Source organism: Micromonospora sp. CB01531 (assembly GCF_001905095.1).
In the GTDB taxonomy this organism is placed as follows: domain Bacteria; phylum Actinomycetota; class Actinomycetes; order Mycobacteriales; family Micromonosporaceae; genus Micromonospora.
Map to the genome: position 1 here is coordinate 24,273 of NZ_LWLS01000089.1, position 13,658 is coordinate 37,930.

The following is a 13,658-nucleotide window of genomic DNA, read 5'->3' on the forward strand; positions in this document are numbered from 1 at the left end:
GCATTGCGGCGCGGAGGACCGGCGGTCGTCGGCCGGACGCGCCGGCCAGACGATGGAAGATCGAGGAATGGATGGCCCGGACAAGGCAAATCGAACGGGGCGCGCCGTCCGGCGGTCGTGGCGGCCGGTCCCCGGCAGGCCGGCTCGCCGCCGGCATGGGGGGTGTCACGGTGCTGGTGGCGTGTTGGGCGGTGTCGCCGCTGGCCCCTATCGACCGGAGAGTGTTCGGCTACACGCTCGCCCTCGTCGAGTACTACGCGGGCGTGCTCACCCTCGTCCTGCTCACCCTTACCGTCATGGCCGGCGTGTTCGCGACCGATCGTATCGTGCTGCGGAACCGGCACCGTGTGCTGCTGCAGTCCGTCCACCGCACGCTGGGCATTCTGGCCGTCGGCGCGGTCGTGCTCCACGTCATGAGCATGATCACCGAGGGGCACACGTCGGCGGTCGGCGTGATGCTGCCCTTCCTCGGCGGCGGGGGACTCGCCGTCGGGTTGGGCGCGCTGGCGGTGTACCTCATGGTGAGCGTGCTGTGGACCGGCCTGATCAGGGCCCGGTTCGCCGGCTCCGACCGGCCGTGGCTGTGGCGGGTCCTGCACAGCGGGGCGTACATCTCCTGGCCGGCGGCGCTGCTACACGGCCTCGACTCCGGACGGCCGGCCGCCGCCTGGGTGGTACACAGCTATCTCGGCTGCGTTCTGGCCGTGGTGGTGGCGCTGCTGGTGCGGCTCGTCGGCAGCTTTGCGCGCAGCCGCGACCGGAGCACCAGCTACGTCAGTCCGCTCGGCAGGCCGGCCCGGGACGGCGCCGCCGTGCCGCCGATGCCTGGCTCCCACTCCACCAAACCTGCCGTCGCCGGATGGGGCGGTTCTCGCCGTCCGACCGTCGGCGGCCGTCCGACCGTCCAGCACCCCCATCCGTGGCCAGTAGAGTCCTGGTTTGAGCGCCGTCCCACCGACGAGGTGGCCAACCGGCCTCGGCCGGAGGATCGCGCCGGTCGCCGGGCCGTGGACGGCCAGGGCTACCTCTTGCACCCATCGCCCGGATCCCCGACGGCGCGGCGGGCCGCGGAGCCGGCTGCCGAGTGGCACACCGCCCGTCGGCAGAGTCAAACCCTGGACGACGCCAGTGGCCACCGCAGTCAGGTTCCGGGCGACGCCGGATCCGACGCACCGCAGCGGAGGATCGCCGGGCCCCAGGCTGGCCAACCGGGCCCGGATCGCCGGCCCGCCCTGGCCGACCTCCCCTCGCACCGGTCTGGTGCGGCAACCGAGGCCGAGGCAGCCTCGGGCCGGTCCCGTCGCAAGCGTCAAGTGGCGGAGGAACTCGCCGAAGAGGGAGCCTACTGGGCCCGGCTGCGGGGTGAGGCACAGTGAGCCGGGCAAGCCTTCCCGCGGTCACCCACTTCAGACCGCCACGGCTGACTGCGGGCTTCGACGAGTACGGCCGGCTGGACGCGACAGCCCACCGCAAAGTGCACGGCCCGCTGCGGGCGTTGAACGCCAACCTTCTGGTCCGACTCGCCGACGAGATCCGGCTTTCGGGCCGGGGCGGAGCAGGCTTCCCGTTCGGCCGCAAGGTGCGTGCCGTCCTAGAGTCGGCCCAGCGGCGGCAACTGCCGGCGGTGGTGGTGGTCAACGCGACTGAGAGTGAACCGGCGTCCTGGAAGGACAAGGTGCTTCTCAGCCGGGCACCCCACCTGATCCTCGACGGCGCGGCGCTGGCCGCCGAAGCCATCGGCGCCGAGAAGATCGTCGTCGGGCTGACCGACGACGGGGTCGGCGAGGGCTCGCTCGCTGCCGCGTTGGCGGAGCGGCGGATGCCGGTGCCGACCGGCATCGTCACGGTCCCGCACCGGTTCGTCTCCGGAGAGGGCGGCGCGCTGGTACGCGGCATCAACGGCGAGGCGCACGTCCCACCGGGGATCAAGACGCGGGCCAGCGACTCGGGTGTCAACTCGCTACCGACGCTGCTGTCCAACGCGGAGACGTACGCCCACCTGGCGTTGGCGGCCCGCCTCGGGCCGTCCGGATACTCCTGTGTCGGCGTAGCCGACGAACCCGGCACCGTGCTACTCACGGTGAGCGGCGCCGCGGCCCGGCCGGCGGTGGTGGAATGCCCGACCGGGACGCCGCTGCGACGAGTACTTGAGCTGTGCCAGGTGCCGGCCGGCGCGGCCGTGCTGACCGGCGGCTACCACGGCACCTGGATCACCGCGAGGTCGGCGGATCGGGCGACGGTCTCCCGCGCCGGGTTCGCCGCGGTTGGCGGCACGTTGGGTGCCGGCGTCGTCGTCTCGATCGGCCCGGATACCTGCCCGCTCGGCGAGCTGGCCCAGGTGGTGAACTTCCTCGCGGCCGAGTCCGCCGGCCAGTGCGGGCCGTGCCGCCTCGGCCTGTCGGACCTCGCCCGCACCGTGGACCTCATCGTGGCCGGGACCGGATCGGCGGAGCTGGTCCGGGCGGCCGCCGGCGCGGTCCACGGACGTGGCGCGTGCGGCCACCCGGACGGCGCCGCGCGCCTGGCCGCCTCCGCCCTGGCGGTGCTCAGCGATGACATCGCCACGCACGCCTCCCGGCACGGGTGCGGCCGGCCGGTCAAGAACCAGCTCGGCGTGCCCGCGGGTTCGGGCACCGCGCGCGCCCGGCTCACCGTGGACTGGTCCCGATGCGACGGGCATGGGCTCTGCGCCCACGTCGTACCGGAGTTCGTCCGATTGGACAGCAATGGATTCCCGGCCTTCCCGCCGACGCCGGTGCCGGTCTGGCTAGAGGGCCGGGCCCGCCGCGCAGTGCGAATGTGTCCGGCGCTGGCGCTGCGGCTGACCGGAGGCGGGTAGTTGGACCGGTCGCAGCGTTGTCCCGGCACGGCCCGCCCGTCTCCTGGTGGGAGGCGTTGGTCGGGGGATTCGCCGCAACGGCCCGTGTGTAGCGGTTCGGTCATGTGGAGGAGTGGGAACGATGCGCGTCAGTGGTAGGCGTGGAATAGACACGGGATTGGTGATCGCCGCCCGCGCCGGCGATCCGCAGGCGCTTGACGCCTTGGCGGCGGCTTCCCTCCCGCTTGTTTACAACATCGTCGGCCGGGCCTTGCAGGGGCGCGCCGACGTCGACGACGCGGTCCAGGAGTGCCTGCTGCGCGTCGTCCGTCATCTGCCCAACCTTCGAGATGCGGCCGCGTACCGGTCGTGGCTGATCGCCATCACCGTCCGCCAGATAAGCGATCGCGGGCAGCGCCGCGTGGCGCTGGACCATGGCGCGAACCGCGACGTCGCATCCGAGGTGCCCGACCCGGCCGCGGACTTCGCCGGGATCACGATCCTGCGGCTTGGCCTGACAGGCCAACGCCGCGAGGTGGCCGAGTCAACCCGCTGGGTGGACGAGGGCGACCAGAATTTGCTCGCCCTCTGGTGGCTTGAGGCGACCGGGGAACTGGATCGGGCCGACCTGGCCGCGGCGCTCGGCATGAGCGAGAGTCACGCGGCGGTCCGGATCCAGCGGATGAAGGAACAGTTGCAGGTGTCCCGAGCCGTGGTCCGAGCGCTGCGGTCCGGCTCCTCCTGCCCAGGTTGGCGCGAGTTGAGCCGGGCGTGGGACGGCCGGCCGAGCCCGCTGTGGCGCAAGCGCCTGGCGCGCCACGTGTGGGAGTGCTGGAGGTGCGTCGGCGAGACTGGCGATCTGCTCCCGATCGACCGCCTGCTCGCGGGGCTTCCACTGCTGCCGGTTCCACCCCGGAGCGCCGTGGGCATCGTGGCCGGCCTGGCGCAGTCGACCGTCCCGCCCGTTGCCGCCACCCAGTACGTGGCGCCGGCCGCCGCCCACCCTGCGCCGCCAACCCGGCAGGCGGTCGAGGCGTTCGGGCGCACCGCCGGCCGGCGGCCTAACGGCGCTGCGCCCAGGGATGCCCACGCAAGGCGTCCACGCCGGTTGAGCAGCCTCATCCCGTTCGGCTCGGCCAGGAATGCGGGCCCGATCGCCGCGGCCGTCGCCGTGGCCGCCCTAGTGGTCGGGGCGATCGTCGTGGCCCAGCGGACCGGATCGGCGCCCCCGTCGGTGGCGGCACCGGCGGGGGAGGCCCCGAGGTCGCCGACCGCGCTGGCCAGCCCGCCCCCGCCGACCACATCCGCTCCCAAGGCGGCCCCGGCGGCATCCCCGAAGCCGACATCGACGACGGCCCGTCCGGCCGCCCCGGCGCCCGCGGTGACCACGCACAGGAAGGGCGTCGGCGTCTGGACCTTCAACGGTGTCAGCCAGGCGCTGGCCAGTTCCAAGGCGAGCTGGTACTACACCTGGGGCGTGGGCCACCCGGGCATTATCACCCCAGAGGGCACCGAGTTCGTCCCGATGATCTGGGGAGCGGACAGCGTCACTCCCAGCAACCTGCAACAGGCCAAGAAGAACGGCCGTTGCCTGCTCGCGTTCAACGAGCCGGACATGGGTGGCCAGGCGAACATGAGCGTGGAGCAGGCGCTCGACCTGTGGCCGCAGTTGGAGGCGACCGGTCTCCCGCTGGGCAGTCCGGCGGTGGCCTGGGGCGGGGACCGGCCAGGCGAGTGGCTCGACCGCTTCATGGCCGGTGCCAAGAAACGCGACTACCGGGTCGACTTCATCGCCCTGCACTGGTATGGGGGCGACTTCTCGACCGCCAACGCGGTCGACCAGCTCGAGTCCTATCTCCAGGCGGTCTACAAGCGCTACAAGCTGCCGATCTGGCTCACCGAGTTCGCCTTGATCGACTTTTCCAACGGAGTCCGGTTCCCGAGCCAGAAACAGCAGGCCGCGTTCCTCACCGCAGCGACCCGGATGCTGGGCGGGCTGCCCTGGTTGCACCGCTACGCCTGGTTCGGCCTGCCCGCCACGGACAAGGATTTGACCGGTCTCTTCCGCACTGGCAGCGAGGCGACTGCGGTCGGTCGCGCCTTTCAGGTCGCGCGCTGACGATGACGCCCGGTGGCCGGCGCCCGGCTGTACACCAGACGCACGCAACCGAACGTCCGGTTCAACTGCTCACTCTGCTCAGGAGACGGAAAGCGGCACTTGTACGACCGCTTCACCACCTCACCCACGCCTCACAGCTACCAACCGTCCATGTAAGACGATCAGCGAGGGGAGGAATCGGCGTTTCCTCCCGGCCCTGAACGGCCGGGTCTCCACGCCGCAATTTCGATGATTTTCCCCGTACCCAGGTGGTCCCGCACGCTTGTCGCGCGCGGTGCTCGGTGCCGCCGTCACGCTCGTGACGGATTGCGAGGAGACCACACAACGCTCAACTACGGCCCAAACGACGGGTACGCAACGATGCCCGGTGATGGAGCGCCCCTGACCGCTCAGGCCAGCGCCCGTAGGTTTGCCGCTGTCGCCGCAACCTTGATCGTGACGGCGCTGGCCGTCGCGGGATCACTGACGCTCGGCCAGCGCGCCCACAGCACCCCGGCGGCGTTGACCGCTTCCAGTCCGGCGGCGACATCCGCCTCCGTGGCGTCCGCTCCGGTCGTCCTCAGCGCCACCGACGGCGCCTTTCTCCAGTTGATGATCCCGATCAACGAGAGCGCCCTGACGTTTTTCAGTGTCGTCCAGACCGTCGCCGACGCCCCCGCCCTGCGCGACCTGGCCGCGCGGGCCGCCAGCACGCATCGGGTGGAGTTGGAAGAAATGCGGGCGTTGCTGGCCGCAGGTGGCGTGGCAGAGCAGAACATCCACGAGGGACATCGGATGCCCGGCATGATCTTCGATGATCAACTCGCCGAACTGCGGGCCGCACCGCCAGGCAACCGGGACGCGCGGATCACCGAACTGCTTCAGGGGCACTTGAAGCAGAGCAGCGTGGTTGCCACCGGTGAGGAGAATGCCGGCGGGAGCGACGAGGTCAAGGCCTTCGCCGCACGTCTCAAGCAACTCCGCTCCGAACAGCTCACCGAACTGGGCGCGATTTCGTCTACGCCCTGACGGCGAGCGCAGTCGACCCGGCGGTCTTCCGATGGCCCGCCGGGTCGACCGCCCTGGCCGGGGAGCCCAAAGAATGTCGTCCTGGCCGCGGGTTCGCAGTTCGTAGTCTTGTCGCCCGACGGGCGCCGGGCGTCCCGCCGGCGTTGCTCGGCTATTCGGGCGAGCTCGGCGTTGATGAGGGCGATGACGTCATGCAGCGTCTTGTCGGGTTCGGCCTGTTTGGGTTGTGGCAATTGACGAACCGGGCATTCTGGCTGTCGATGTTGACATCCTCGACGCGCAGGTTGTCACGGACCTGCTGGTAGCAGCCCTGCCAGGACAGGACCTGGTCGACGAGCGGGTTGCGGCCGCGAATGCGGCATCCCTGCAATGTGGTGCCCCCCGGCGCGGCGCAGGTAGGCCTGGTTGTCGGCGCTGGAGAAGCCGCGGTCGGCGACGGTGATGACCGGGCCGAACCGCCAGTCGCGCGTGTCGTGTTCGACCTCGGCGAGGCCTTGGCCGTCAGATGGGACGGCCAAGGCCCCATGAACCTTTGGGGCCATGGATCCGTAGTGAAGTTGGTCAGCCCTGTAACGGCTGGATTATCGCTGGTGTCAGGTGGTTGCGCTCTGGGCGCAGACCCAGAGCGCAGAGGGCAGAGCGAGGGTTTCTGTGAAGCATGTGACGCGAAGACTCGTGGGTTACGCGCCGTGACGAGGGCCCGCGCGCCGTTCGCGGCGTGAGCGTGCATCTGATCAAACGGTCGGCACAGCCGGCAAGGCGCGCGACTCGTGGCTGACGAGTGCAGGCGGTGGTCCTCGCAGACGGCGTCCTCACGAGCTATTCGTCGGTAGCGATCCGTGCTTTAAGGATGTTTAGAAACCTATTGGCGGCCGGGGTGCGCATACCAAACCGGCGGCCGTGGTTGTCCGGTCAGCTTGTCGTGTCTTGCTCTTTGGGGAGTGTGCATGTCGTACACATCATTCCGCGAACCCGACGCGGCTCCGCCGCCGGGCCCCGGTCTCCTGGGGCGGCTCGTCCGGGGCAGGCGGGGCGTGGCTGTCGGCGTGGCTGTCGGTGTGATCGTCGTCGCGGCCGCAGGTGTGTACCTGGCCGGCGCTGCCGCTGAGCCCGAACCGTCGAGCGCGGGCAACGCCCTCGAATACGCCTCGCCGTCGGCCGGACAGACGGAGTCGTTCAGCGCGTCGCCGCCCGGCTCCGGCTCTGCCGAGCCTTCGGCCACTGCGACGCCTTCGGCCTCTGCGGCGCCCTCGGCCGCTGCCACGCCGAAGGTTTCCGCAGGTGGCTGGATCCCGGTTGACCACGCGGCCTGGAAGGCGCAGGTCGATGCGTACAAGGCATTGGCGATCGACCCTGTCCCGGCGGGTGTGGGTAACCTGCCGGAGTTTCGGGCAGACTGCCAGTACAGCCACTCGCTGCCGGACGACCCGATTGTCGCTCCCGGTCTCCCAGGTGCCTCGCACATGCACTCCTTCGTGGGCAACAAAGCCGCCGACGCGCACACCGTGGCCGAGGATCTGACGAAGTTCACGGCCACCACCTGTAAGCCGGTCCAGGACCACTCTGCCTACTGGGTGCCGACGCTCTACGACAACGCGACCGGCAGGCCGGTCGAGACCACGGGCTTTCGGGTCTACTACCGCTCGTTCATGAACAACTCGACCGGGCAGATGCCGATGCCCAACGGTCTGCGCATGATTGCCGGCGATGCCAAGAAGAAGCAGCCGACACCGCGTGGCGCGACGGGCCAGTTCTACTGCGCCTTCTATGGTCCCGGCGACCTCGACGGGGTTGCCCGCAGCGCCAACGGCAACTGGCCCATCTGCGGCGGGAACGCCACGCTGCACTTTATGATGCAGTTCCCCGACTGCTGGGACGGCAAGCACCTGGACAGCCCCAACCACAAGGACCACGTGGCCTTCGGCGCCGGCAACGCCTGCCCGCCCAGTCACCCGGTGAAGATCCCGGCGATCACCTTCGACATCCAGTACGGGGCAAAGGGCACCCCGGAGGGCTACTACCTCTCCTCCGACAAGCAGGGCAAGAGCGCCTCATCAATGCACGGTGACGCGTTTGTGATGTGGGACGCCGACACCATGAACAAGCGCACCAAGAACTGCATCCTTCAGCGCCGGACCTGCGACAACTACGGATACCAGAGGTAACGCAAACCCGCGCCATCGTCGAGCACTGTTCCGTGATGAGAAATCGTCAAGACCTGTGGATCGGGGAGCTTCTGCGGTGTGAGGTTGGGCTGCTACTTCGGATCGTCGGTCTGCCAGGGGTAAAGGCACTGTTCGGGTCGCAGGTTCCATGCTGAGGGCCGCGATGAGCTGGGCCTCGCCGGTGACGGTGGTGGTTTGCACGAGGGTCGCGCCGATGTCGTGGTCGATGCCAGCGATCTGGTCGGCGTCGTAGTCCCAGTGCTCCAGCTTGAACGTGCGATCACGGTCGGATCGGGTCCAACCCTGCCGCCGGGTGTCGGTATCAGCGGCGGTCGTGACGGATCGGATGCCGACGAACGCTCCTCGGCCTGGTCCGGAGGCGGTTACCTTGGTCACCAGGCGCTGGCCGAGGCGCAGCGCGTTCCGTGATGCCCCTGCAGAGGAGATGGCGCCGCGTACATTGGCCGCGTGAGCGACCTGCCGGCCTTCGGGGCCCGCCTCACACGTCTGCTGGAGCATCGGGCCACGCTCGTCGCCGACGGGCGCGAGGCGACGCCGGCGTGATCTTGCGGTGGCTGCTGAGTAACCGCAACATCCGGTACCTGCAAGCAAGCCGTACTCGGTTTAAACGGCGACGCAGTCTGGGGCAAGGAGCTCGACCGCATTAACGACGGGGATCGACGTTCAGTGCCCGGCGTGCGTTGAGGACCTGCTTAATCGACCTGCAGTCAGGCGGTTCCTCGATCGAACCCGGGCTTTCCTCACCGCTGGCCATGCGTCTGCACGCCGAGGCGTTGCGGCCGGGCCACGAGTCGGTGGCGAGGTGGTTCCGGTTGGCTCCAGGGCCGCGAAGGACGCATGCGCACCGTCCGGTGGGGCACGCGTTTGCGGTCCCCACCGGACTGGCGGTCAGTTGGTGATCAGATCGAACTTCTCCCACGTTCCGATCGCGGTGCGGTTGGCGATCAGGGGCAGGTCTCCACCGTTTTCGGCCGAAACGTAGGCGTTGTTGGCCTGCGCTTTCAGGCTGATGCTGCCATCCGGGTTGCGCATGATTTTGAACGTCTCCCAACCACCGACAGCCGTGCGGTTCGCGATCAGTGGCGACGCACCGCCCTTCTCCGCGCACACGATCCTGCCGTTCGCGTGCGCGCGCAGGGCAATATTGCCGTTGCCGAGGTCGATCTGGTCGAACTTCTCCCACGTTCCGATCGCGGTGCGGTTGGCGATCAGCGGGGACGCACCCGCGTTCTCGGCACTCACCAACATGCCGTTGGCGCGCGCACGCAGGCTGATCACCGGCGTCTGCTGCGCGATGTTTACGGCGTTCCACCAGTTGATGTTCACTCCACCGGTCAGGTAGCGGATCTGCACCGTGTGGTAGGTGCCCGGATTGAACTGGAAGGTTCCGGCGTCAATTGTCTGCCAGTTCTGCCAGCCTCCGGTGTTCGGTACCGCTACGACCGGTCCGGCTACACCATCGATGGTGAACTGGAGTTTCATCCCTGAGTTCGGCGTCGCGATACGAACTTGGAGGTTCTCTGTCCCCTGCATCGGAACCTCCTTCCACTGCTGCCACTCGTCGGCGTCGACAAAGCCGACGTTCCAGCCTCCGTCGATGTCCGTGGTGGCCTCCACATCAAGGTCATCGCCTCGATAGATTTTCCCCGCATTGCCCGCCGTCGTGTCATTGACGAAGTCGGCACTCTCGGCCTGCACCGTCATGGACTTAGGGAACGGGTTCTGCGAGTATCTGCGCAGGGCCCGCAGGTTTTGGTTCGGGTAGTCCCGCATGGTCGCCTCGTACGAACCAGCCTTCGTACGCCACAGCGCGGCTCCTTCTAGCCAGTCCGTGTAGCCCTCGACGAGCGTGAGCGTGTCACCCGCGTTGACCGTGGCTTCCAGGTTATTCACCAGCGTCTGCCCGTGGCTCGGATCAATCACCATATTCGTTGTCGTGGTCACGTAGTGGAACGACGGGACGGTGACTCCGTAGGTGCTGCCATTGAAGGTCCGGTTGGTGTACGCCGGGCCGGGCACACCGAACCAGTTGTTCGCTCCGTCCGCAATGGATGCGACCGCCGCGTCTTGCTGCAACCAGCTTTGGTCGACGACAAAGTACGGGTTCTGCCCGAAGGTGGCCTGTGCCTGCTTTCGGACGTACTCGAGCATCCTGGCCGAGTTACCGTCGCCCTGATTGGTGAAGGCGAAGTCGTTGATGGACCATAGGTACACAACCGGCTGCCCATTCACCTTATAGAGCAGCTGGTCGGGCACCCTCCGGAAGAATTCTTCGAGGTCGTTGTTCCAGAGGTACTGGTACCCGCCCTCGCCGGTCCCGGTCGCGTCACCCATGTCGAACAGCGGTATGTAGCCGCCGGTCCTGTGCTTGATCTGATTCTTTTTGTCGGTCATCGTCGCGGGAGTGTCGTCGAACGCGGCGATCTTGAGGCCGGCTGCCGCGCCTCCGGCCCGGTTGATCGCGTCGACCAGCCCGCTGAGCGCCCGCGGATCCCCGCCATTATTAGGGATTGCTGTTCCTGGGACATACCCGCGCGAAACCACGGCAACGAAGTCGACGCCCGCAGACACCAACTCCTCGACATAGTTGTCCCAGAATCGGGCGGCCGATTCGGTGTTGGCTGTGTAGAGCGGAAGGTTGTAGATATGGTTCCCCCGATTTTCGTACGGGCCGCCGGCTAGCGTTCGATCTTCGAAGCCGAAGGTCACACCCAACGCGCCGGTTATTCCAGGCTTGCGATGCGACAAGGTCGAACCACCCGTGACGAGGACCGGCGTTGACGTCGCGTCGGCGGCCGTCGCGGTGGGCACCCGCGCTACCGCTACTCCAGCGACCGCCGCCATGGCCAGAAACGATACGAGCAACCGACGTCGTAGGCGCGGTAGCGTTATTCGTGACACTCAATCAACTCTCTGTGAACAGCCGCCGCGGCCGGTCGATGGGCAGCGGCGGCCCGGGGCCATTCAAACTGAAACCAGGGACACCTTTTGCAGGTCTTCCAGTCCTCGGTTACGAAACCGTGCAGTCCCTACGACGGCATTCCGCGGACCGCCGTTCATTCTTATTCCCGGTAACGGGAATGCAGACCAGGTGGCAGCGGACACCCGCCGAACATGCCGGGCATACGGCATCGGCGCCGTCAGGTCATTGGGCCCGACCGGTGCTCACCGCGTAGATACTCCGGGTCGGGTTCGGGCCGGACGAGGCGGGACCTGTGCGTTACGAGGGGGGCGGGCCCGCGCAGGAGCGATTCGGGGTGACTGGTACTGCCGAGGTCGCTCCAGCACAGCGCTATCAGCGCGTCAGGTTCCACGGCGAGCAGGGCCGCGAGCGGGGGCGGCACGGCGTAGTCGGCCAGCTCCAGATAGGTGACTCGGCGGGGCGTGAACAGCTCCGCCAGCAGCGCGGCGACAAAGGCCTCTTGGTCGTCGAGGCGCTGGAGTTGCAACGGTGCGTACGCGGGCCCGTACCGGGCGATGACCGACGGCGGTAGGTCCGCCGGGCCGAGGCGGGCGAACCCCGCAGCGAACTCGGCGGTGATGTCGAAGTACCGGTTGGCCGGGATCGGAGTGGGATCCTCGATCATCCTGTCCCGGTCGATCCAGGGAACCGCGAACAGCATCCGCTTCATCCCTCGATCGCGGCCTGTAGGCGATCGCCGGCGCGTCCGGCGGCTTTGGCGCTGGCGTGAAGCTGGTCGGCTTGAGCGCCCAGGTATACCTGCCACTGGGCCAGCTGCTGGCCGGCTTCGATGGCAGCCTCCACGAGGGTCATGTGCCGTCTTTTGAGCTCGCGTAGTTGCCGTTGCAGTTCGCCGACATACGGTCCGGCGTGGCCGGCAATTTCGGTGGCCTGCTCATGCGCCGCGACGATGATGTCGTCGGCTTGCCGGCGGGCCTCGGCCAGGATCTCCGAGCCTTCCACGCTGGCGTCGTCGATCGTGCGATTGGCCTCTTCCTGCGCTCGCATGGTGAGGTCCACGGCGATCGGATCGGCCGGCCGCAGCCCGCTGGTCGCCAGGGTGCCGTAGCGCATCATCTCAACCTGCCTGCGCAGCTGCTCGATCTCCCGCCCCTTGCGGTCGACCTCTCTTTGGAGCACGGCGATCCGATCGTCGGCGTATCGGGCCAACGCGGCGGCATTCTCGGCCGAAAGCCATGTCCGGCCGCGTGAGTGCCGTTTCGCCGTCAGCTCGAGCCGTTCAGATACCTCGCCCGGGCTCGCGACGGTCTGCGGTGCAGCGTGGTCGGTCATCGGATTTGCGGCGTGGCAACCCGGTCGTTCAGGGCCGCGAGAAAACGCCGCTTCCTCCCTTCGGTGCTCGTCTTATATGGACTGTTGGTGGGATGTGGGACGTGGGTGGAGTGGTGAAGCGGGCGTACAAGTACCGCTTTTGTCCGTCTCCTGAGCAGGCTGAGCAGTTGTCCCGGACGTTCGGGTACGTGCGTCTGGTTTAAAAAAGGGCGTTGGAGGCGCGGACTCGCGCCAGGGTGGTTGACCGCCGGCGCACCACCTACGTGCAGTCCTCGAGGTGGCTGACCGACTGGAAACGCACGCAGGAGTTGGCGTTCCTCAACGAGGTGCCCTCGGTGCCGTTGCAGCAGACGCTGCGGCATCTGCAGGCCGGGCTCGCGGCGTTCTGGGACAAGCGAGCCCGGTACCCGAGGTTCAATTCCAGGCGCAAGTCGCGGGCGTCGGCGGAGTACACGCGCTCGGCGTTCCGGTGGCGTGGCAAGATGAACACGCCGCTGAACATTGTCTGGTCGCGGCCTCTGCGTGAGGGGGCGGAACCGTCGACGGTCACGGTGTCCCGGGACGCTGCCGGCCGCTGGTTCGTGTCCCTGCTGGTGGAGGACCAGACCGTGAAGCCGCTGCCGCCCGTTGCGGGCGAGGTTGGTGTGGACGCGGGTATCACCAGCCTGCTCACCCTGTCCCACCCAGTCCCCGGAATCAGCGACGAGGAAGGCAAGGTGGCCAACCCGCGTGACGGGCAGGCCGACCGGCGCAAGCTGGCCAAGGCGCAGCGGAACCTGGCCCGCAAACAGAAGGGCTCCAACAACCGGGCCAAGGCCCGGCTCACGGTGGCCCGGATTCACGCCCGTATCGCCCACCGGCGGAGCGACCACCTGCACAAGCTGACCACTCGACTCGTCCGTGAGACCCAAACGGTCGTGATCGAAGACCTCAGCGTGCGTCACATGCTCCGCAACCGTCGCCTGGCCTGCGTCATCTTCGACGCGGGCTCGGGTCAGTTCCGGAGCATCCTGGAGTACAAGGCCGCCTGGTACGGGCGTGAGGTGATCCCCGTCGGCCGGTGGTTGCCCTCGTCCAAGACCTGTTCTGGGTGCGGGCGGATCAACACCACCCTCGCCCTGAACGTGCGCACCTGGACGTGTCCCGACTGTGGAACCGAGCACGATCAGGACATCAGCGCTGACAGGAACGTTCTCGCCGCCGGGCTGGCGGAGAGGTACAACGCCTGCGGAGCTGACATAAGGCCTCAAGGGAGACCTCCCGGAAAGGCAG

At 68.1% G+C, this 13,658-nt stretch carries 11 protein-coding genes and 2 pseudogenes; 8 read left to right on the forward strand and 5 right to left on the reverse strand.

The genetic code is table 11. The annotated features are described in order from the left end of the window. Positions 1–221: 221 nt before the first annotated feature. From A6A27_RS26760 to A6A27_RS26770, 3 genes are all read left to right on the forward strand, one after another. Positions 222–1,376 carry a hypothetical protein gene (locus A6A27_RS26760; protein WP_073837415.1) on the forward strand — a complete coding sequence of 385 codons (1,155 nt, stop codon included), beginning with the start codon at positions 222–224 and terminating at the stop codon, positions 1,374–1,376. Continuing rightward, on the forward strand, positions 1,373–2,839 hold the full coding sequence (locus A6A27_RS26765) for an NADH-quinone oxidoreductase subunit NuoF family protein (RefSeq protein ID WP_073837416.1): 1,467 nt from the start codon (positions 1,373–1,375) through the stop codon (positions 2,837–2,839). The genes A6A27_RS26760 and A6A27_RS26765 overlap by 4 nt, the downstream gene beginning before the upstream one ends. Before the next feature lie 160 nt (positions 2,840–2,999). Beyond that, a complete protein-coding gene (locus tag A6A27_RS26770; protein WP_241825483.1) occupies positions 3,000–4,937 on the forward strand; it encodes a glycosyl hydrolase in 1,938 nt (645 codons plus the stop codon). Here the strand turns inward: A6A27_RS26770 and A6A27_RS47645 are convergent. Then, positions 4,922–5,065 carry a helix-turn-helix domain-containing protein gene (locus A6A27_RS47645; RefSeq protein WP_143194171.1) on the reverse strand — a complete coding sequence of 48 codons (144 nt, stop codon included), beginning with the start codon at positions 5,063–5,065 and terminating at the stop codon, positions 4,922–4,924. The genes A6A27_RS26770 and A6A27_RS47645 overlap by 16 nt on opposite strands. 307 nt (positions 5,066–5,372) lie before the next feature. Here A6A27_RS47645 and A6A27_RS26780 point away from each other — a divergent pair, with 307 nt between their 5' ends. After that, on the forward strand, positions 5,373–5,945 hold the full coding sequence (locus tag A6A27_RS26780) for a DUF305 domain-containing protein (RefSeq protein WP_158074059.1): 573 nt from the start codon (positions 5,373–5,375) through the stop codon (positions 5,943–5,945). A gap of 83 nt (positions 5,946–6,028) precedes the next feature. On the opposite strand, the pseudogene A6A27_RS47650 reads toward A6A27_RS26780, so the two are convergent. Continuing rightward, positions 6,029–6,451, reverse strand: a pseudogene (locus A6A27_RS47650) (IS1634 family transposase); the annotation flags it as partial. A 528-nt stretch (positions 6,452–6,979) separates the two neighbouring features. Here A6A27_RS47650 and A6A27_RS26785 point away from each other — a divergent pair. Both A6A27_RS26785 and A6A27_RS43430 read left to right on the forward strand, forming a co-directional pair. Further along, on the forward strand, positions 6,980–8,110 hold the full coding sequence (locus A6A27_RS26785) for a DUF1996 domain-containing protein (RefSeq protein ID WP_158074060.1): 1,131 nt from the start codon (positions 6,980–6,982) through the stop codon (positions 8,108–8,110). Positions 8,111–8,305: 195 nt separating this feature from the next. After that, complete coding sequence (locus A6A27_RS43430) at positions 8,306–8,539, forward strand: hypothetical protein (protein ID WP_143194172.1); 234 nt, start codon at positions 8,306–8,308, stop codon at positions 8,537–8,539. Between the two features lie 480 nt (positions 8,540–9,019). Here A6A27_RS43430 and A6A27_RS42365 read toward each other — a convergent pair whose 3' ends face one another. The 3 genes from A6A27_RS42365 to A6A27_RS26815 all read right to left on the reverse strand — a co-directional run bounded on the left by A6A27_RS42365 (position 9,020) and on the right by A6A27_RS26815 (position 12,386). Further along, on the reverse strand, positions 9,020–10,975 hold the full coding sequence (locus tag A6A27_RS42365) for a DUF5010 domain-containing protein (RefSeq protein ID WP_083672897.1): 1,956 nt from the start codon (positions 10,973–10,975) through the stop codon (positions 9,020–9,022). Between the two features lie 296 nt (positions 10,976–11,271). Then, positions 11,272–11,754: a hypothetical protein gene (locus A6A27_RS26810; RefSeq protein WP_143194173.1), complete on the reverse strand. Its 483-nt coding sequence runs from the start codon at positions 11,752–11,754 to the stop codon at positions 11,272–11,274. Between the two features lie 5 nt (positions 11,755–11,759). Continuing rightward, the gene (locus A6A27_RS26815) at positions 11,760–12,386 is read right to left on the reverse strand and encodes a hypothetical protein (RefSeq protein WP_073837420.1); all 627 of its coding nucleotides are present in this window, start codon (positions 12,384–12,386) and stop codon (positions 11,760–11,762) included. Positions 12,387–12,478: 92 nt separating this feature from the next. On the opposite strand from A6A27_RS26815, the gene A6A27_RS47655 reads away from it, so the two are divergent. Together A6A27_RS47655 and A6A27_RS46285 are read left to right on the forward strand one after the other, a co-directional pair. Next, positions 12,479–12,589 (forward strand): helix-turn-helix domain-containing protein, encoded by a 111-nt coding sequence (locus A6A27_RS47655; protein WP_443190005.1) that lies wholly within the window; start codon positions 12,479–12,481, stop codon positions 12,587–12,589. 60 nt (positions 12,590–12,649) lie between these two features. Next, a pseudogene (locus A6A27_RS46285) lies at positions 12,650–13,573 on the forward strand (RNA-guided endonuclease InsQ/TnpB family protein); the annotation flags it as partial. Positions 13,574–13,658 lie beyond the last annotated feature (85 nt).